The organism is Pseudomonas sp. SCT, assembly GCF_003864275.1.
GTDB classification, from domain to species: Bacteria; Pseudomonadota; Gammaproteobacteria; order Pseudomonadales; family Pseudomonadaceae; genus Stutzerimonas; species Stutzerimonas stutzeri_AE.
Genome location: NZ_BDJA01000003.1, coordinates 309,372 through 328,765, shown reverse-complemented (window position 1 = coordinate 328,765; position 19,394 = coordinate 309,372). Strand labels below are relative to the sequence as shown.

Here is a 19,394-nt window from a genome sequence, read left to right as displayed (position 1 = left end):
TTACATACCGGGCCAGAATTCGAGGCCTGATCATCAAGACTAGTCATAGACTGCCGCGTTGTGGCTAAAGTCACAGCCTGCCAACAGCGACGCCATTCAACCCGTACCTGCGGCTGAAGGACGCAAAGACAGAATCGGGCGGCTACTTTAACACTCCTGAAAGGCTAACGAGGACCTTGCGACAGCTTGTCCTCTATAGACAATCGTTGCAGTGACGGTTGCATGGATCGATTGAAGCCTTGTTCCAACGGGTCGGGCGGGCTTCGACTGCCTTTCGATCCAACTGTAACCGAATGATTTCACGGGCTGTGGTGGTTGCGCTGGCCGCTGTGAACGCGAAACGTATAATGCCCGGCACTGCCATTTCGAATGGCTCATAACGGAACCCACATGACACGACAGCAACCCATCGCCGTACTCGGCGGCGGCAGTTTCGGTACCGCAATCGCCAATCTGCTGGCCGAGAACGGTCACCACGTTCTGCTCTGGATGCGTGATCCCGAGCAGGCTGAGAGCATCCGGACGCTGCGGCAGAACCCTCGCTATCTAAAAGGTGTGGAGATTCTCAAGCAGGTGGAGCCGACCACCGACCTGCCGTCGACCCTGGATGCCTGCGAGCTGATCTTTGTCGCGCTGCCATCCAGCGCATTGCGCCAGGCGCTGCAGCCGTTCGCGAAGCAGCTTGGCGGCAAGATGCTGGTCAGCACCACCAAGGGTATCGAGGCCGATGGTTTCATGCTGATGAGCCAGATTCTCGAACAGATTGCGCCAGATGCCCGCATCGGCGTGTTGTCTGGCCCGAACCTGGCACGTGAGGTGGCCGAGCACGCGCTGACCGCAACGGTCGTGGCAAGTCAGGACGAAGCGCTCTGCCGCAGCGTCCAGCAGGTGCTGCACGGCCGCACCTTCCGCGTCTACGCAAGCTCGGATCGCTTCGGCGTCGAGTTGGGTGGGGCGCTGAAGAATGTTTACGCGATCATGGCGGGTATGGCTGCCGCACTGGGCATGGGCGAGAACACGCGCAGCATGCTGATTACCCGGGCGCTGGCGGAGATGACGCGATTCGCCGTGAAGCTCGGGGCCAATCCCATGACTTTTCTCGGCCTGGCCGGCGTCGGCGACCTGATCGTCACCTGCACATCGCAGAAAAGCCGCAATTTCCAGGTGGGCTATGCGCTCGGTGAAGGCCTCAGCCTCGATGAGGCGGTTTCCCGGCTGGGAGAGGTCGCCGAGGGCGTGAATACCATCAAGGTGCTCAAGTGCAAGGCCGAGGAGCTGCAGGTCTATATGCCGCTGGTCGCGGGCCTCCATGCCATCCTGTTCGAGGGGCGTACGCTGGATCAGATCATCGGTGTACTGATGCGCGGCGAGCCAAAGACCGATGTGGATTTTATTTCAACCGACGGATTCTGAGCCGAGCGTAGGGGAAACCTCCATGAACCAATCTAACCAGGCCACGGACCGGGAATCACTGATCCTGCGAGCCGTCTGGATGCTAATTTTCTTTTTCGTCTGGCAACTGGCCGAGCTGGCGCTGCTGGTAGTCGTGGTGCTGCAGCTGGTGATGCGCCTGGTCAAGGGGCTCCCGGATTCCGGTCTGCAGGCGTTTGGCGACAGCCTCAGCCAGTACATCGCGCAAATCGGCCGCTTCGCCACTTTCAATACCGAGCGCAAGCCCTGGCCACTGTCCGACTGGCCGACGCCTAGACCGGCCGATGTGGAACTGAGCAATCCCGTTCCGCCTGTGCCACCAGTCGAGCCGAAGGACACACAGCAGGGGCCGACTCCATGAGGCTATGGTTGCTGCGACATGGTGAAGCCGAGCCGCAGGCCCGTACCGATGCCGAGCGCAATCTGACCGAGGGGGGGCGACGTGACGTGCGCCGCAGCGCCACGTTTCTGCGGGGCAGGCCGCTACAAACGATGCTGGTGAGCCCGTTCCAGCGTGCTCAACAGACCGCGGATGAGGTACGCAAGGCGCTCGGCTTTGCCGGGCAGTGCGAGACAGTTGACTGGGCGACACCGGAGTCCGATCTTGCCGAGGCATTGCGCGAGCTGGACCTGCGTGGCGAAAGCGACCTGCTGCTGGTCACGCATCAGCCGTTTGTTGGCAACCTGGCGGGCTGGTTGATCAACGGTCATTACGCCAATCCGCTGCCCATGGCGACGGCTTCACTGGTTGAGCTGGAAGGCGAAGCGATTGCCGGAGGGCTGATGCGACTGGTTTCTGTGCATCACGTTGGTTAGGGTTGGGCGGTTCGCCTCGCGCTTCGGGGCGAACCTAACCGCAGAACAATAACCATCAGGAGTACCTGCCTTGAGCATCTGGCACCGTCAGCCCGACCTGGAAGAACTTCACAGCACCCGCAAGAACACCATCAGTGATCTGCTGGATATACGCTTCGAATCCTTCGATGACGTTTCGATCACCGCGAGCATGCCGGTCGATGCCCGTACCCATCAGCCCTATGGTCTGCTGCATGGCGGCGCTTCCGTGGTGCTGGCCGAGACCCTCGGCTCGATGGCCAGCTATCACTGCATCGACACCAGCAAGTTCTACTGCGTCGGGCTGGAGGTGAACGCCAACCATCTGCGTGGCTTGCGCAGTGGCCGCGTGACCGGTGTTTGCCGAGCGGTGCATCTGGGGCGCTCGACGCATGTCTGGGATATTCGCCTGAGCGGGGAGGACGGCAAGCCCAGCTGCATCTCCCGGCTGACCGTGGCTATCGTGCCACTGGACAAGGGCAACGGCGCTGGCTGATTCGGGGCAGGCCGCCATAGTGGCCTGCTGATTGGCCTGAATGCCCTTCATTCGGCAGGCCTATGGCGATTGCCGCATGCCAGGGCCTGCCAGACAATGAGCGTTCAGTCTGTCCGGCAATGCCTTCATGTCCCAGCGCATCTTCTTCGCCCACGCCAATGGCTTCCCTTCGGCGACCTATCGCAAGCTGTTCGATGCCCTCGCACCCGAGTACGAGGTCACGCACATGGATCGTCATGGCCACGACCCACGCTTTCCCGTTGACGATAACTGGAACAACCTGCTCGATGAGCTGTTCGAGCAGCTCGAACGCTTGCACGAACCCGCCTGGGGGATAGGGCATTCGTTCGGCGGCATGCTGCATTATCGCGCCGCGCTGCTGCGACCCGAGTTGTATCACGGTGTCGTCATGCTGGATTCGCCGCTTCCGACCTGGTTCGATCAGACCGTCATATGGGCCGCCAAACGCCTGGGCTTCATCGATCGGCTGACCCCGGCGGGGCGGACGCTCGGGCGCCGCGAGCAGTTCTCCAGCGTCGAGGAAGCGCGTGCCTACTTCGCCGGCAAAGCGCTGTTCAGCAACTTCGACCCGGAGTGCCTGGAAGCCTATATCGAACATGGCCTGGAACCCGCAGGGCAGGGGATGCGCCTGCGTTTCGATCCGCAGACCGAAATCAGCATCTACCGCAGCGTGCCGCATCTGACACCGGGTTGGCCGCCGGCATTGAAGATTCCTCTGGCCATGGTGCGTGGGCGCGACAGCCGTGTCGTGCTGCCGCATCACGCCTATCTGCTGCGGCTTATGGCGCACGGCGAGGCGCATACGCTGCCGGGTGGTCACATGTTTCCTTTCGAGCGGCCGCAGCAGACAGCGGACAAGCTTCGAGAACTGCTGGCCCGCTGGGGCACGCACGGCGAACTTACCGAGGGGGTGGCATGAGCCTGGTATTCGAAGAGGTCCGGCTGAGCCTGCCCCATCTGGAAGTCGCAGCGCACCTGTACGGTCCGGAAGATGGCAAGCCGGTTATCGCCCTGCACGGCTGGCTCGACAATGCCGCGACGTTCAGCCGTCTCGCGCCGCGCCTCGAGGGTTTGCGGATTGTCGCTCTGGACCTGCCCGGGCATGGTCATTCCGAACATCGTCCCGCGGGTGCTGCCTACAACATCTGGGATTATGCCCATGACGTGCTACAGGTTGCCGAACAGTTCGGCTGGCAACGCTTTTCCTTGCTGGGGCATTCCATGGGCGCCATCGTTTCTGTGCTGCTGGCCGGCGCTCTGCCCCAGCGCATTGAACGGCTGGCACTGATCGACGGCGTCATCCCTTATACCGGTGAGGCGGACAGCGCACCGAAGAAGCTTGGCGCGGCGCTCGAGGCGCTGCTTGCGGTCGACGACAAACGCAAGCCGGTTTACGCGAACTTCGTTCAGGCGGTGGAAGCGCGCATGAAGGGCGTCGGCGCGGTCAGCCGTGAGGCAGCCGAACTACTGGCCCAACGCGGGTTGATGCCGGTGCCCGGCGGCTATACCTGGCGCACCGATGCCCGGCTGATGCTGCCTTCGGCGATGCGGCTGACCCGTGCCCATGCGCTGGCGTTTGTCGCGCAGGTTGCCTGCCCGACTACTCTGGTGCTGGCGGAGCAGGGCCTGATGAACGAGCCGGAGCTGGTGAAGTTGATCGATGGCTTCCCCTTCGATGTGCAGCGGCTGCCCGGTGGACATCATCTGCATCTGGACGATGAGGCGGGCGCGGAAGCGGTGGCTGCGGTGTTCAATGCCTTCTTCCACAGCTGAGTGATGCCGGGCGTTTGCAATACTCTCTCGCAAAGCCTCGCTTGACTTGCTTTTGCCAACTGGCGAGGCTGGGAGGCAACGTTTCCAGCAGAGCCAGCGCAATGATCGATTGCTTCAGAGTCGCGACGGCCCCCGGCTGCGCCCTTGCGTTTGTCCCGACGGACCTCGGCTTGCCGCATTCGCTGAGTTTCGGCAAACAGCCACGGGTGACCCGTTGAGGAGTGTTATGCGAAGTGCATGGATCGCGGCATCGGTCTTGATATCCACTGTTGCCGTGGCGGCGGACGTTACCGGCAGTGCCGATCTCGAGCGGCTGCCACGTTTTGCCCAGGCGCAGATCGTCGATTATCGGCAGTCGCAGGTGCAGGAGCGCATCTATCCCCAGGACTCCATCCGTCGCATCAGTGGCAACTTGCGCATGGCAGCGCAGGTGGTCGTTTCGGGTGAGCTGACGGCGGTGACCTACCAGTTGCCAAGTACGCATACCGGTATCGAAGCCTTCACCCAGGCCCGCAGCGAGCTGCTGCGCCAGGGCGCCGAACTGCTGTTCTGGTGCGAGGGCCGCGAGTGTGGTTCGAGCAGCCTCTGGGCCAACGCGATATTTGGTAAATCCATGCTTTACGGTCCGGAGGCGCAGCAGGCGTATCTGCTGGCCCGTCTACCCGATGCCGAAAACGATCTGGTTGCCTTGTACGGGATAACCCGCGGCAATGGCAGACCTTATCTGCACGTCGAACAACTGCAAAGCAATGAACCCCTGGCTGCGGTACTGCCCACGGCAGCGACGCTGTTGCGGCAGTTGCGCAGCACTGGCGAGCTGCGTTTGCCACGCCTGGCAGACGAACCGACCGCCGAGTGGGGAGCTCTGCTCGCCAATGTGCTGAGCCTGGACAGCACCACGCGTGTCAGTCTGGCCGGACAAGGTGCGGCAGCCTGGCGCGAAGCGCTGATCGTCGAGCGCATCCGTGGCGGGCGGCTGGAAGTCGACGAGTCCCAGGAACCGGGCCTGGTCATTCGGCTATTGCGCTGATCCTGCGTAACAGCTGCAATAGCGGTTCTTGTTTCGCGCCCTGATCGTGGGCGCGGCTCTAATTCCCAGGGTACGTTCACATGCTCAACAATGACCGCCTGTTGGCGCAGATTCTGCTGCTCGGGCTGCTGGCTGCGTGCCTTTGGGTGCTGGCACCGTTCGCCTCCGCATTGTTCTGGGCCGCCGTCCTGGCATTCGCCAGCTGGCCGGTCATGCGTCTGCTGACCCGCTGGCTGCACGGCAATGCCACATTGGCTGCCGGGCTACTTACCTTCAGCTGGATGGTACTGGTGGCGGTACCGCTGGTTTGGCTCGGCTTCAACATCGCCGACCAGATTCGTGAGGCCAATGCCTTGCTGCACGACCTTCAGGTCGAAGGATTGCCGCCTGCCCCGACCTGGCTGGGCGAGCTGCCGCTGATTGGCGATACCCTGGTGGGCTTCTGGGATACCGTCGACGAGCAGGGTACGGCGCTGATCGCCAGCATCCGTCCGTACATCGGCCAGGTCGCGAACTGGCTGCTGGTGCGCAGCGCACGGATCGGTGGCGGCATGCTCGAGCTGGCCTTGAGCCTGGTGCTGGTGTTTTTCTTCTACCGTGACGGGCCCCGTTTGTCCGCATTCGTCCATAGCCTGCTGCACCGGCTGATTGGTGAACGCGCCGATCATTACCTGGAGCTCGTGGCCGGTACGGTGCAGCGCGTGGTCAACGGCGTGATCGGTACGGCTGCGGCCCAGGCGATCCTGGCCTACATCGGGTTTCTCATTGCCGGGATCCCGGGTGCGCTGGTGCTCGGCCTGCTGACGTTCGCCTGCAGCTTCATCATGGTGCCGCCACTGATCTGGGGCCCTGCCGTCGCCTGGCTGGCCTGGCAGGGCGACTACGGCATGGCGGTCTTCCTTGGAATCTGGGGCATGTTCGTCATCAGTGGCGTGGACAACGTGCTCAAGCCCTACCTGATCAGCCGCGGCGGCAACCTGCCGCTGGTTGTGGTGCTGCTTGGCGTGTTCGGCGGCATCCTTGCTTTCGGTTTCATGGGGCTATTCCTCGGCCCGACCCTGCTTGCGGTTGCCTACAGCCTGCTGGGCGACTGGTTGATCAAGGAGGTGCCGACGATGCCCTCGCACGAGTCGCCGCTACTCCCGGGCGAACCGCGCGACCCACTTGGACAGTAAGCGAAGGCTCGCTCACTGTTCCTCTTCGTAGCGGATCAACGCGTCGTGGGCGACGATGCGGCCCAGTTCGATCAGCTCGGGGGCCTTGTAGAACTCGTAGAAGCGGCAGGCCCGCTTGGGAATGTTGACCAGCACGTTTGGCGGGTAGCCGGCGATCTTGTATTGCGCCAGTGACGACTGCATGACGTCGAAGCTCTGGTTGATCAGCTCCAGCAGTGATGCCGGACCGGTGACGTCGATCACCGTCGCGCCTTCGGCAGACTTCGGTGCGCTGTGACTGGTCGGCGCTGCAGGCGGTTGATCGCCGCGCAGCAGTTCGCCAGCACGAAGGTCGTCGAGCTCACCGGCCAGTTCAGCTTCGTCCTTGCGCCAGAACGGGATGTGCGAACTGATCGAGTTGACCAGTGAATCGAAGCGCCCTGGGCGCACCACCTCAGGCAGTGGGTACTGCTTATGGTTGTTGGCGTTGAGGTTGACCGCGATGATCATGTCGCAGTGTGCCGACACCACCGGAACGATTGGCAGGGGGTTGAGCAGACCGCCGTCGACCAGCATGCGATTGCCTTGCATCACGGGCGTGAACAGGCTGGGAATGGCCGCGGAAGCGCGCATGGCCAGTTCCAGGCTGCCTTCCTGAAACCAGATTTCCTGCTGGTTGGTCAGGTCCGTGGCAACTGCAGTGAACGGAATCGGCAGATCCTCGATACGGATCTTGCCGACCATGTCGCGGATACGACCGAAAACCTTTTCCCCGCGTATCGCACCGAGGCTGAAGCTCGGGTCAACCAGCCGCAGCAGGTCCAGGTAATCCAGGCTCTCGATCCAGTTGCGATACTCGTCGAGTTTGCCCGCCGCGTAGATGCCGCCGACCACGGCGCCCATGGAGCAGCCGGCGATGCAGGCAATTTCATAGCCGCGCGCCTCCAGCTCTTCGATCACGCCGATGTGCGCATAGCCCCGCGCGCCGCCCGATCCCAGTACCAGTGCAACTTTCTTACTCATGCGGTTCTCCCTGTGGCACTTGCGATAGCTTCATGCCTGGCCGGCGAGCCTGCAAGGGCTGATCCGTCCCGGTACCGTTAAGACTGGTGGGAGTCTGCGTCAATCGGCGAATGACGGGCGGCCTTTGCTACAATCGCCGCCCGTTTGTGCTTGTGCCACGAGAGAGCCCGATGAGCGAACCGATCCGCCTCACCCAGTACAGTCACGGCGCCGGCTGCGGCTGCAAGATATCGCCCAAGGTGCTGGACGTGATTCTTGCCGGCAGCGGAGCGCAGAATCTCGACCCGCGCCTGTGGGTCGGCAATGCCTCGCGCGATGACGCAGCGGTATATGGCATCGACGAGGAGCGCGGTGTGGTCTCGACCACCGACTTCTTCATGCCCATCGTCGACGACCCCTTCGATTTCGGCCGGATCGCGGCGACCAACGCGATCAGCGACATCTACGCCATGGGCGGTGATCCGCTGATGGCCATCGCGATCCTCGGCTGGCCGGTCAACGTGCTGCCGCCGGAAGTCGCCCGTGAGGTCATCGCCGGTGGCCGTGTCGTCTGCGACGCGGCGGGTATTCCGCTGGCTGGCGGGCATTCGATCGATGCGCCCGAACCGATCTTCGGCCTGGCGGTCACCGGTCTGGTGAACAAGCAGCAGATGAAGCGCAACGACACCGCCACCCCCGGCTGCAGGCTGTACCTGACCAAGCCATTGGGCATCGGCATCCTCACCACCGCCGAGAAGAAGGCCAAGCTGCGCGCCGAAGATGTCGGGCTGGCGCGGGACTGGATGTGCACGCTGAACACGCCGGGCAGCCGCTTCGGCAAGCTCGAGGGTGTTCGCGCCATGACCGATGTCACGGGCTTCGGTCTGCTCGGTCACCTGGTGGAAATGGCCGATGGCAGCGGGCTGACTGCTGAGATCGACTATGCGCGCGTACCGCGCTTGCCGGGCATCGAGTACTACCTGGAGCAGGGCTGCGTGCCTGGCGGTACCCAGCGCAATTTCGACAGCTACGGCGAGCGCATCGCCGCGCTCGACGAGCGTCACAAGCAGTTGCTCTGCGATCCGCAAACCAGTGGTGGATTGCTGGTGGCCGTGGCACCGGAAGGCGAGGCGGAGTTCCTCGCAGTCTGTGCCGAACTCGGCCTGAACCTGCAGCCCATCGGCCAGCTCGTCGAAGCGCGCGGCCATGCGGTCGAGGTCCATTGATGCGCAGCGATACCGAAGATTTCCGCCAGCTGTTCCTCAATGACGTCCCGATGATGGATGCCCGCGCCCCGGTGGAATTCGCCAAGGGCGCCTTTCCCGGTGTGGTCAACCTGCCGCTGATGAACGACATCGAGCGACAGAAGGTCGGCACCTGCTACAAGCAGCACGGCCAGAAGGCGGCCATCGAACTCGGCCAGCAACTGGTTTCCGGCAAGGTCAAGGCCGAGCGCCTGCAGGCCTGGGCCGACTTCGCTCGCGCCCATCCGAATGGCTACCTGTATTGCTTCCGCGGTGGGCTGCGTTCGCAGATCGTCCAGCAGTGGCTGAAGGACGAAATGGGTGTCGAATACCCGCGTGTCGTCGGCGGCTACAAGGCGATGCGCCATTTCCTGCTCGACACCATCGACCAGACTGTAGAACAGTGCGACTTCGTGCTGGTGGGCGGCATGACCGGTACCGGCAAGACCGAGGTCCTGGCGCAGCTGGACAACAGCCTGGACCTGGAAGGCTTGGCCAATCATCGCGGTTCCAGTTTCGGCAAGCGCGCCACGCCGCAGCCGGCGCAGATCGACTTCGAGAATGCTCTGGCGATCCGCCTGCTGAAGTTGCGCGCCGCCGGCATCGAGACGTTCGTGGTCGAAGACGAGGCGCGTCTGGTTGGCCGTTGTTCGATTCCGCTACCACTGTTCAATGGCATGCAGGAGTTTTCCCTGATCTGGCTCGAAGACAGCCTCGAAGGGCGCGTCGAGCGGATCCTCAAGGATTACGTGATCGACCTGTGCGCGGAGTTCATTGCCGAGCAGGGTGAGAACGGTTTCGCTGCTTTCGCCGAGCGTCTGCAGCAAAGTCTGGTCAATATCAACAAGCGACTCGGCGGCGAGCGTTATCAGCGCCTGGCATTGCTAATGGATCAGGCACTTGCGGAGCAGACACGCAGCGGCTCGGTCGATCTGCACCGGGCGTGGATCGAGGCATTGCTCGGCGAGTACTACGATCCGATGTATGCCTACCAGCGCGAAAGCAAGGCCGGGCGGATCGAGTTCGCTGGCGACCAGCGATCGGTGGTCGAGTATTTGCGTAACCGGAAGGCGCAAGAGCGCCTTTAATTCCTGAATGGCACACGAGGGATGATGCGATGAAAACCTGGCTGAGTTTACCTTTGCTGGTTGTGCTGTTGGCCGGCTGTGCCGGCAAGACCGCATACCGTGACAGTTGCGCGGCGGAACTGGATGCGGCGTGGAAGGAGCAAAGCCTGGCGGAAGCCGAAGGCTTTGCAGGAACCGTGAGCTATTCCAAGGCGCTGGCCTTGCTGACCGGGGCCAAGACCCAGCAGCAGTTCGAGGCGTTTCGTGGCTGTGCCCAGAAAGCGCAGAAGGCCCGCTTCTATCTGCGCGAGTCACGGGCCGGGCGTTAAAAGCGGTACTCCAACAACCAGCCTGCCGTTCGGGCGGGCTGGTCCCTTCGCTGCGTTTGGATCAGAGTGGCCAGCCGGCGCGTCGCCGCAACCACTTCTCCATCTCGACCACCACCAGTAACACGGCTCCGGCGAGCAGGCAGATCCCCCAGCCAACCACGTCCAGCGATTGGGTAGCAAACAGGCGCTGCAACGGCGCCCAGTGGGTAAAGGCGAGTTGCAGCACGCTCAGCAGGACGATCATCCCCCAGACCATTGGGTTATCACGCAGGCCGAAGCGGGCCGGAGCATTGATCTGCCGACTGCTGAACAGATAGGCGATCTCACAGGCGACCAGTGTGTTCACCGCCAGGGTGCGGCTGAGTTCCATGCTCCAGCCCAGCTGTTGTGCATAGACGAAGACACCGATACAGGCCGCGGTCATCAGCGCCGCCACCAGCAGCACTCGCCACATCAGTTGCGTGCTCAACAGCGCCGCGTTCGGGTTCCTCGGCGGCCGCCGCATGATGTCGGCCTCGCCGGGCTCGAAGGCCAGCGCCAGGGCAAGGGTTACGGCGGTGATCATGTTGACCCAGAGAATCTGTAGCGGGGTGATCGGCAGCGTCAGCCCCAGAGCAATGGCAACCAGCAGCACCAACGCCTCGCCACCGTTGGTGGGCAGGATGAACAGGATCGATTTCTTCAGGTTGTCATAGACCGTGCGGCCCTCTTCGACGGCATTGGCGATGGTGGCGAAATTGTCATCGGCGAGGACCATCTGCGCGGCTTCCTTGGCCACCTCGGTGCCCTTGATACCCATGGCCACGCCGATGTCGGCACGCTTGAGCGCCGGCGCATCATTGACGCCATCGCCGGTCATCGCGACGCGAGCGCCACCGGCCTGCAGGCGTTGCACCAGGCGCAGCTTGTGCGCCGGGCTGGTGCGAGCGAAGACCGTCGTATCGCCCAGGCGCGCGTCGAGTTCGGCGTCGCTGAGCCTGTCGAGTTCGGCTCCGGTGATCGGCGCGCTGCTGCCCAGACCGAGACGCCGCGCGATTGCCGCAGCGGTTTCAGCGTGGTCGCCGGTGATCATCTTCACCGCAATACCTGCCTGACGGCATTCGGCGATGGCGTCGATGGCTTCCTCACGCGGCGGATCGAGCATGCCGACCAGGCCAAGCAGGACGAAATCACCCTCCAGGTCCGCATAGTTCAGTTCATGGTGCGGCGCGCCGAGCGCGCGCACTGCCAGGCCGAGCATGCGCAGGCCCTGAGCGGCGCCCTCGGAAAGCACGGTATGCCAGTAGGACGGGTTCAGAGGTTCGGCGCTGCCATCGACCAATTGCTGGTTGCACACCTCCAGCAGCCGTTCCGGAGCGCCGATCATGTAGATCAGACCGTGGCCGGAATGGTCGTGGTGCAGGCTGGACATGCTGCGCCGTTCCGAGCTGAACGGGATGCTGTCGACACGTGGGGTGTGGGCCAGCTCGTGGGTCGCAGTCATCCCCAGCTTGCCTGCGAGGGTCAGCAGGGCGGCTTCGGTGGGGTCGCCGGTGATGCTCCATTGCGAGCCGTCATGCAGCAGGCTGGCGCTGTTGCACAGCAGGCCGGCGCGACCCAGCGCGTGCAGATCACTGGCCTGGTCGATTGCGCAGGGCTGACCGTCCTCGCCGCGAACCTCGCCGGTCGGTGCGTAGCCGACGCCTTCGATCTGATAACGGTTTGCCGCGGTGACCACCAGCTGCACGGTCATTTCGTTGCGCGTCAGGGTGCCGGTCTTGTCGGAGCAGATCACCGTCACCGCGCCCAGGCTCTCCACGGCGGGCAGGCGGCGGATGATGGCGCGCCGCCGGGCCATGCGCTGCACACCAAGCGCAAGGGTGATGGTGAGGACCGCCGGTAGCCCTTCGGGTATGGCTGCAACCGCCAGACCGACCGCCGCCAGCAGCATCTCGTCGGATGAATAGCCGCGCAAACCGACGCCAAACAGGTAGGTGCCCAGCGCCAGCGCCAGAATGATGAAGGTGAGCACCCGGGCGAAGCGCGCCATATCGCCGAGCAGCGGTGTCTGCAGGCTGACGACCTCGCCGAGCATATGACTGATCTGCCCCAGCTCGGTTTTGCCCGCAGTCGCCACCACCACCCCGGTGCCGCTACCGGCACTGACCAGGGTGCCTGAGTACGCCATGCTGTAACGATCACCGATGCCGGCATCGCGAGCCACGGGCTCCACCTGCTTGCCGGTGGGCAGCGACTCACCGGTAAGGGCCGCTTCCTCGATGCGCAGATCGCGGCATTCGAGCAGGCGCATGTCCGCCGGTACCCGGTCGCCGGCTTCCAGCAGCACCATATCGCCAGGCACCAGTTGTTCGGCCGGAACGTTGAGCGTCCGCCCGCCGCGGCGCACCTTGCTGTCGAGTGTGAGCATGCGCTGGATGGCACGCATCGCCTGTTCCGCCTTGCCCTCCTGGATGAAACCGACGATAGCGTTGATAACCACCACCCCGAAGATCACCGCACTATCCAGCCATTCACCCAGGGCAACGGTGACCAGCGCCGATAGCAGCAGAACGTAGATCAGCAGGTTGTGAAATTGCAGCAGGAACCGCATAAGCGGCCCGTTGCGGCGCCGCCGTGGCAAACGGTTGGGGCCGAAGGTCTCGAGACGCTGCTGCACTTGCTCGGTGGTCAGCCCGGCGGGCGAGGTGTCCAGCTGTTGGAGCGTCTGCTCGGCGTGTTGCGCATGCCAGCAACGTGAAGCGGGTGTGGACATCGGGTCCTCCTGTTGACCTTTGATCTGCTCAGCCTAAGCCGGGCTGCCATGCTGCGCATGGTGCTGGATCAAGGCCCGGGTCACAAACTCGTCACCGGGCGTTTCCTGTGCTTTGCCTGGCTGCGGCTGACCAGTAGCATCGGGACGACGAACAGAGGAGGTTTTGATGCGCACCCGATTGGACGCCTGCCTGCGAGCAGTCAATGAAGTTTTGCTCGGCAAGGAAGCGCAGGTCCGGCTGGCCCTGACCTGCCTGCTGGCCCGTGGTCACCTGCTGGTCGAGGACATGCCCGGTATGGGCAAGACCACCTTGAGTCATACGCTGGCGAAGGTGCTAGGGCTGGAATTTCAGCGCATTCAGTTCACTTCCGATCTGCTGCCCGGTGACATTCTGGGTACCTCCGTGTTCGACAAGGACAGCGGGCAGTTCGTCTTTCATCCCGGACCGATCTTCGCCGAGTTGGTGCTGGCCGATGAGATCAACCGTGCCACGCCGAAGAGCCAGAGCGCACTACTCGAGGCGATGGAGGAGGGCCAGGTCACCATCGAAGGGGCAACGCGCCCGCTACCCGAGCCGTTTTTCGTCATCGCCACGCAGAATCCTGTGAGTTCGGGCGGCACGTTCGCGCTGCCAGAATCGCAGCTGGACCGCTTTCTCATGCGCGTTTCGCTGGGTTATCCGGCCAAGGCTGCGGAAAAGGCGCTGCTGCTCGGCGAATCCCGGCGGGATCTGCTGCTGCGCCTGGATCCGCTACTTGAGCATGACGAGCTGCGCGCCATCCAGGACGCGGTTAGCCAGGTGCGTGCCAGCGACGCCCTGGTGGACTACGTGCTGCGCCTGGTGGAAGCCACGCGTACCCAACCGCAGTTCGCCTGGGGATTGTCACCACGCGGCAGTCTGGCGCTGCTCGCTGCGGCGCGGGCCTGGGCGTTTCTCGATGGCCGCGATTATGTGATTCCGGAAGATGTGCAGGCGGTGCTGCCGACCGTGGTCGGGCATCGCCTGCGTGAACGCGCCGATGCCACCGGTCATGGTGGCGGTACGCTGGTGCAGTGGTTGCTGCGCGAGGTGCCAGCGCTGTGAGACCTGCGCCTGCTCGTTTCGGCGAGCCTTCACTATGAGGATACTGCCGCGTTTCCGTGACCGCTGGCTGCTGCGCCGGATACCGCCAGCACCCAGCGTGCGGTTGGATCAGCGGCGCATCTTCATCATGCCGACGGCGGTCGGGCTGGCATTCATCGTCGCCCTGCTACTGATGCTGCTCACCGCCATCAACTACCAGAACAGCCTGGCCTATGGGCTGACCTTTCTGCTTGGTTCGCTCTATCTGGTCACCATCCTGCACACCTGGCGCAATCTGGCGGGGCTGCTGCTGCAGGCGGGTGGCACAACGGCGGCGTTCGTTGGCGAACAGGCGCTGCTGCGTGTCCGCCTGGAAAGCGCAGGGCGTGCCTATCAGGCGGTGGCACTCGGCTGGCCGGCCAGTGGGTTGCGGTTGGTCGATGTTCCGGCGGGCGGTACCGTCGAAGTCGAGCTGAGCCTGCCGACCGAACGTCGCGGCTGGTTGCGGCCCGGTCGGGTGCGGGTGGAGAGCCGATTCCCGCTCGGCTTGCTGGTGGCCTGGAGCTGGATCGATCTGGAGCTGGCGGCGCTGGTCTATCCACAGCCGTCGGTGGCCGAACGCCCTCCGGGTCAGGGCGCGCCCGAAACCGAAGATGAAGGCGTGCTGGCGCGGGGTGCCGGCGTCGATGACTATCAGGGGCTGCGTATCTGGCAGCCGGGCGATTCGCGCCGTCGCTTGCACTGGAAGGCGTATTCCCGTGGCCAGGGCCTGCTGGTGAAGGATTTCGCCAGCCTGCTCGGCAACGATCCGCTGCTCGACTTCGATACGCTTGAAGGCGATCCCGAGCGGCGCCTGTCGATGCTCTGCCACTGGGTTGTCGAGCTGAGTGAACAGCAGCAGCCGTTCGCGCTGCGGCTACCGGCCGGAATGATCGGACCCGACGGTGGACAGGCGCATCGGGATGCCTGTCTGCGTGCCCTGGCACTGCACGGGCTTGGCGAGGAGGGCAGCGCATGAGCGTCAAGCCCGGAATTCCCCGCAACAGCCTGATCTGGCTGCTGGTCGCGCAGGTGCTGGTGATCCTGCCGCATCTCACTCATCTGCCGTTGTGGATCATCGGCCTGTGGCTTGGCTGCGCGGCCTGGCGGATCCAGATCTTCCGCATGCGTGCACGCTATCCGCGCAGCTGGCTCAAGGCGCTGCTGATGATAGGCGCTGGCTTCGGCGTTTATTTCTCCCGCGGCAGCCTGGTCGGACTGGAAGCCGGGGTGGTGCTGCTGATCGCCGCGTTCATCCTGAAACTGGTGGAGATGAGTTCCCGCCGCGATGCGCTGGTGCTGATCTTCCTGGGCTTCTTCGCGGTGGTAACCAGCTACCTGTTCGAGGACAGCCTGCTTGCCGGGCTGTACAGCCTGTTGCCGGTCACCGCACTGCTGGCGGCAATGATCGGCTTGCAGCAGAGCAGTTTGGTGACACGGCCATGGCCAACGGTGCGGCTGGCCGGTTCCCTATTGCTGCAGGCCGTTCCGCTGATGCTGGTGTTGTTCTTCTTCTTTCCCCGTCTGCCGCCGCTGTGGTCGTTGCCGCAGGCTGGTGATCGTGGCACCACGGGCTTGGCCGATCACATGGCGCCCGGTGATATCGCTCGGCTGGGACGCTCCCCGGAGCTGGCTTTTCGTGTCAGCTTCGACGGCGACATTCCTCCTCGCGATCAACTCTATTGGCGCGCGGTGACCTTCGAGCGCTTCGATGGCCGGCGCTGGTCGCAGTCCTATGCCTCTCATCTGCCGCAGGAGCCGGAATGGCAGGCAGTCGGCGAGCCGCTTCGCTACAACGTCGTCATGCAGCCGAGCGGGCAGCCCTGGCTGTTTGCTCTGGATGTCGCTCAGGTAGCGCCAGGCCAGGCACAGCTGATGACCGATTTCCATCTGCAGCGCCGGCAGCCGGTCAACCAGCCGCTGATGTACCAGGTCACCTCCTGGCTGGATGCGCGCCGCGAAGCGGTCCGTGCGCCGGAGAGCCTTGGCCGGTCGCTGCAACTGCCGGAACGGGGCAACCCACGCGCGCGTGCCTGGGCCATGGAGCTACGGCGCACCGCACAAGAGCCGCAGGCGATGGTCGATGCGCTGCTCAAGCACTTCAACCGTCAGCCCTACCACTACACGTTGGAGCCGCCGCCGGTGGGTGATGACATCGTCGACGATTTCCTGTTCGAGACGCGCAGCGGTTTCTGTGCGCACTACGCGGGGGCGATGACATTCGTGCTACGCGCGGCGGGTATTCCGGCACGAGTGGTCGCGGGTTATCAGGGCGGTGAGGTCAATCCGGCTGGCAACTATCTTTCGGTGCATCAGTTCGACGCCCATGCCTGGGTCGAGTACTGGGTGGCCGAGCGCGGCTGGGTCAGCGTCGATCCGACCTTTCAGGTCGCGCCTGAACGGGTGGAGCAGGGTCTGGAACAGGCGCTGGCGCGTGAGCGAAGCTTTCTTGCCGACCAGCCGATGTCGCTGCTGCGCTATCGGGATATCGGCTGGGTGAATGCCCTGCGGTTGCGCTGGGACAGCCTCAACTATGGCTGGCAACGCTGGGTACTCAATTACCAGGGCGAGCAACAAACGCAGGTGTTGCAGCGTTGGTTAGGCAAACTCGATGCTCAGGCGCTCGGTCTTGGCCTTGTTGCGGTTCTGGCGCTGCTCATTGCTGTGCTGGCACTGTTCCTCTTCAAGCCCTGGCGGCGTGAAACGGACCTTCAGCAGCGCCTGTTCGGACGCTTCGAGCGGCTGTTGGCGCGCCACGGCGTCCATCGTCACAAAGGTGAGGGTGCACGCAGCTTCGCCGAGCGTGCCGCGACCATGCTGCCCGGACAGGCGCCGGCCATCCGCGCGTTCGTCAGGCTTTATGAGGCGCAGCGCTACGCCCAGCAGCCCGGGGCCACGGATGAGCTGGCGCATAGCTTGCGTCAGCTTCGCCGAGCACTGCCGTGGCGTCTTCCGAAGCGGGCTGGGCGGTCCTGATTAGCCATTACCGACATGGATGATTCGGCATTTCATCCGGCTGCTTCTGCCAGAGTGGTTCGCGTCGCCAAGGGCGGGCCTTTAACATCGCTCGCATAACGAACGATAACGAGGTGGGTATGGAGCTTTGCGAGCTGCTGCAGGCGGTACGTGACAACCCCGGCAGCGTGGTGGTGCCGGCCAGCTGGGGACAGGGGCGTGCAGGTTTCGGTGGGCTGGTTGCCGCGCTTGTGTTCGAAAGCATGCGGGCCAAGGTGCCGGAGGGTCGCCCGCTGCGCTCGCTGGCCATTACCTTCGTCGGCCCGTTGGCGCTGGATGCGCCGGCGAGTTTCCAGGCCGAGGTGCTGCGCGAAGGCAAGGCCGTCAGCCAGATGCTCGGCCGGGTGATGCAGGACGGACAGGTGGTCACCATCGTTCAGGGCAGCTTCGGCGCGCCACGCAGTTCGGTGGTGGATGTTGCGGCAGAGCCGGCGCCGGCCATGCCTCCCGTCGAGGCCTGCCAGGAGCTGCCCTATGTAGCCGGCGTAACGCCGGAATTTACCCGCTACGTGTCGATGCGCTGGGGTATTGGCGGGTTGCCGTTCACCGGTAATACCTCTCGCGAAATGGGCGGCTGGGTGCGCCAGCGGGGCGAGCTGCCGCGTGAACCGATTACCGAGGCGCATCTGCTGGCGCTGGTCGACGCCTGGCCGCCCGCCGTGCTGCCGCATCTGAAAAGCTTCGCCCCTGGCAGCTCGCTGACCTGGACCATCGAGTTCATTCAGCCGATGCCCGATCTCGACAGCCACGACTGGTGCATGTATCGCGCCGTGATCGAGCACGCACGCGACGGTTATGGGCACTGTGCGGCTGCGCTATGGACGCCATCTGGCGAACTGATCGCCCTGAGCCGGCAAACGGTGACGGTATTCGGCTGACGGCGCGGCGCTGACGTGCAGCGCCGCGTGTTCCGTCGATGTCACTTGCGATCGGTGCGATAGATCTTTTCCGGGTTCATCTTCGGGCTCCAGGGCAGCCCGGCATTCTGCCAGCCGTTCTGCAGGCGAAAGCCTGCTTGCGGTCCTTCCTTGATGGCTGCGCCCTGGAAGCCATCGACGACATACCGCGCGTTGGGAAAGCCATTTTCGCGCAGGAAATCCGCACTGGGCTTGCCACGCTCGCTGCCCGAGCGGCACATGGTGATGATCTCTGTGTCGGTGCTCAGGCCACGCTTGTCGAGTTCGGCACGGACCTGGTCGAGGAACTGCGGATTGCGGTTGGTCTGGAAGGCACCGCGCTCATCGTTCCAGGCGTCACGATCGACGAGCAGATACGGGACATTGACATCCACGGCGTCGGTAAAACCCACGAACATGATTTCCACCGGGTCGCGCACGTCGACGAAGAGCACATCAGCACCCTCCTGCTGGGCGCGAGCGTAGGCATCCTGTGGGGTCACCTCGAGTTCGACTGCATGCGCTGCGATAGCCATCAGGCTGAGGGACAGGGCGATCAATGATGATTTCATCTGAAGCTCCGGCAAGGGTGAATGTAGAAAACCCGCTCATCATATACCTATGGGGGTATATGAGCCTGTGCGGCCGTTTCAGTGCTTTTCTTCCCAGCCAGTGAGCATTGCCCTGATGTGCTCGAGCGGTGTCCGCCCGGTTGTCGCCAGGTATACGTGCACGATGAGGAAGATCAGCATCATGAACGCGCCTGCCGTATGCAGCAGCGCGACCTGTTGCAGATCAATCCAGGGCGAGAGCAGACCCTGTGCCCGCTCCCAGAAGAGATAGAGCAGCCCTGTCAGCCATAGCAACGGGCCGATCATCACCTTGACGAACAGATACGACAGGCGCTGCAGGGGGTTATGCTTGCGCTCCACGGTGATTTTGTAAGGGTGTGGCGCGCCGATGAATATTCCGTGGACGTAGTAGCGCAACATGCGGTCGATGTTGCTCAGGGTGGGCGTGTATTGGCGCCACTGACCGGTGGTGAAATGCCAGAAGATGCCGAATACCCACAACAGCATCAGCAGCCAGGCGGATACCTCGTGGATTTCGACCGCGCTGCGGAAATCCAGTAGTGCGTGGCTGCCATGGGCGGCGAACCCGCTGAGCAACAGGGTGATGATCAGCGCGGCCTGCGACCAATGCCAGAAGCGTTCGAAACGGGTGAACAGGTATAGGCGCTCGCGCATG

General features: G+C 63.5%; 19 protein-coding genes. 15 read left to right on the top strand and 4 right to left on the bottom strand.

Annotated features, from left to right (window positions below; all coding sequences use genetic code 11):
• Nucleotides 1-390 precede the first annotated feature (390 nt).
• The 8 genes from BHD08_RS10030 (at nucleotide 391) to BHD08_RS09995 (ending at nucleotide 6,760) form a co-directional block, all read left to right on the top strand.
• Entirely contained in the window at nucleotides 391-1,413 is a 1,023-nt protein-coding gene (locus tag BHD08_RS10030) for an NAD(P)H-dependent glycerol-3-phosphate dehydrogenase (RefSeq protein ID WP_125021963.1), read from the top strand.
• Nucleotides 1,414-1,435: 22 nt separating this feature from the next.
• Nucleotides 1,436-1,792, top strand: coding sequence for a DUF4389 domain-containing protein (locus tag BHD08_RS10025; RefSeq protein WP_125021961.1), 357 nt, complete (start codon nucleotides 1,436-1,438; stop codon nucleotides 1,790-1,792).
• Nucleotides 1,789-2,247: a phosphohistidine phosphatase SixA gene (gene sixA, locus BHD08_RS10020; protein ID WP_125021959.1), complete on the top strand. Its 459-nt coding sequence runs from the start codon at nucleotides 1,789-1,791 to the stop codon at nucleotides 2,245-2,247. The genes BHD08_RS10025 and sixA overlap by 4 nt, the downstream gene beginning before the upstream one ends.
• 70 nt (nucleotides 2,248-2,317) lie before the next feature.
• Nucleotides 2,318-2,761 (top strand): hotdog fold thioesterase, encoded by a 444-nt coding sequence (locus tag BHD08_RS10015; RefSeq protein WP_125021957.1) that lies wholly within the window; start codon nucleotides 2,318-2,320, stop codon nucleotides 2,759-2,761.
• A 127-nt stretch (nucleotides 2,762-2,888) separates the two neighbouring features.
• Complete coding sequence (locus BHD08_RS10010; RefSeq protein ID WP_125021955.1) at nucleotides 2,889-3,701, top strand: alpha/beta fold hydrolase; 813 nt, start codon at nucleotides 2,889-2,891, stop codon at nucleotides 3,699-3,701.
• Nucleotides 3,698-4,555, top strand: coding sequence for an alpha/beta hydrolase (locus BHD08_RS10005; RefSeq protein ID WP_125021953.1), 858 nt, complete (start codon nucleotides 3,698-3,700; stop codon nucleotides 4,553-4,555). The genes BHD08_RS10010 and BHD08_RS10005 overlap by 4 nt, the downstream gene beginning before the upstream one ends.
• Before the next feature lie 226 nt (nucleotides 4,556-4,781).
• Nucleotides 4,782-5,585, top strand: a complete 804-nt coding sequence (locus BHD08_RS10000) for a DUF4892 domain-containing protein (protein WP_125021951.1) — start codon at nucleotides 4,782-4,784, stop codon at nucleotides 5,583-5,585.
• Nucleotides 5,586-5,665: 80 nt separating this feature from the next.
• Entirely contained in the window at nucleotides 5,666-6,760 is a 1,095-nt protein-coding gene (locus tag BHD08_RS09995; protein WP_125021949.1) for an AI-2E family transporter, read from the top strand.
• A gap of 12 nt (nucleotides 6,761-6,772) precedes the next feature.
• Here BHD08_RS09995 and BHD08_RS09990 read toward each other — a convergent pair whose 3' ends face one another.
• A complete protein-coding gene (locus BHD08_RS09990) occupies nucleotides 6,773-7,762 on the bottom strand; it encodes a patatin-like phospholipase family protein (RefSeq protein ID WP_125021947.1) in 990 nt (329 codons plus the stop codon).
• Nucleotides 7,763-7,932: 170 nt separating this feature from the next.
• On the opposite strand from BHD08_RS09990, the gene selD reads away from it, so the two are divergent.
• The 3 genes from selD to BHD08_RS09975 are packed head-to-tail and all read left to right on the top strand — an operon-like array spanning nucleotide 7,933 to nucleotide 10,381.
• Nucleotides 7,933-8,967: a selenide, water dikinase SelD gene (gene selD, locus BHD08_RS09985; protein ID WP_125021945.1), complete on the top strand. Its 1,035-nt coding sequence runs from the start codon at nucleotides 7,933-7,935 to the stop codon at nucleotides 8,965-8,967.
• The gene (gene mnmH, locus BHD08_RS09980) at nucleotides 8,967-10,073 is read left to right on the top strand and encodes a tRNA 2-selenouridine(34) synthase MnmH (protein ID WP_125021943.1); all 1,107 of its coding nucleotides are present in this window, start codon (nucleotides 8,967-8,969) and stop codon (nucleotides 10,071-10,073) included. The genes selD and mnmH overlap by 1 nt, the downstream gene beginning before the upstream one ends.
• A 29-nt stretch (nucleotides 10,074-10,102) precedes the next feature.
• Nucleotides 10,103-10,381 (top strand): hypothetical protein, encoded by a 279-nt coding sequence (locus BHD08_RS09975; protein WP_015277244.1) that lies wholly within the window; start codon nucleotides 10,103-10,105, stop codon nucleotides 10,379-10,381.
• Between the two features lie 61 nt (nucleotides 10,382-10,442).
• Here the strand turns inward: BHD08_RS09975 and BHD08_RS09970 are convergent, their stop codons facing one another.
• Complete coding sequence (locus tag BHD08_RS09970) at nucleotides 10,443-13,133, bottom strand: HAD-IC family P-type ATPase (RefSeq protein WP_125021941.1); 2,691 nt, start codon at nucleotides 13,131-13,133, stop codon at nucleotides 10,443-10,445.
• A 166-nt stretch (nucleotides 13,134-13,299) separates the two neighbouring features.
• Between BHD08_RS09970 and BHD08_RS09965 the strand changes: the two genes are divergently transcribed.
• From BHD08_RS09965 to BHD08_RS09950, 4 genes are all read left to right on the top strand, one after another.
• Nucleotides 13,300-14,217 (top strand): MoxR family ATPase, encoded by a 918-nt coding sequence (locus tag BHD08_RS09965; protein WP_125021939.1) that lies wholly within the window; start codon nucleotides 13,300-13,302, stop codon nucleotides 14,215-14,217.
• 34 nt (nucleotides 14,218-14,251) lie between these two features.
• Nucleotides 14,252-15,214 (top strand): DUF58 domain-containing protein, encoded by a 963-nt coding sequence (locus BHD08_RS09960; protein WP_125021938.1) that lies wholly within the window; start codon nucleotides 14,252-14,254, stop codon nucleotides 15,212-15,214.
• Entirely contained in the window at nucleotides 15,211-17,211 is a 2,001-nt protein-coding gene (locus BHD08_RS09955; protein ID WP_125021936.1) for a DUF3488 and transglutaminase-like domain-containing protein, read from the top strand. Before BHD08_RS09960 ends, BHD08_RS09955 begins: the two co-directional genes overlap by 4 nt.
• Before the next feature lie 119 nt (nucleotides 17,212-17,330).
• The gene (locus BHD08_RS09950) at nucleotides 17,331-18,128 is read left to right on the top strand and encodes an acyl-CoA thioesterase II (protein WP_125021934.1); all 798 of its coding nucleotides are present in this window, start codon (nucleotides 17,331-17,333) and stop codon (nucleotides 18,126-18,128) included.
• Nucleotides 18,129-18,169: 41 nt separating this feature from the next.
• On the opposite strand, the gene BHD08_RS09945 is transcribed toward BHD08_RS09950, so the two are convergent.
• Entirely contained in the window at nucleotides 18,170-18,718 is a 549-nt protein-coding gene (locus BHD08_RS09945; RefSeq protein WP_015277238.1) for a rhodanese-like domain-containing protein, read from the bottom strand.
• 78 nt (nucleotides 18,719-18,796) lie between these two features.
• On the bottom strand, nucleotides 18,797-19,393 hold the full coding sequence (locus tag BHD08_RS09940) for a cytochrome b/b6 domain-containing protein (protein ID WP_125021932.1): 597 nt from the start codon (nucleotides 19,391-19,393) through the stop codon (nucleotides 18,797-18,799).
• Nucleotide 19,394 lies beyond the last annotated feature (1 nt).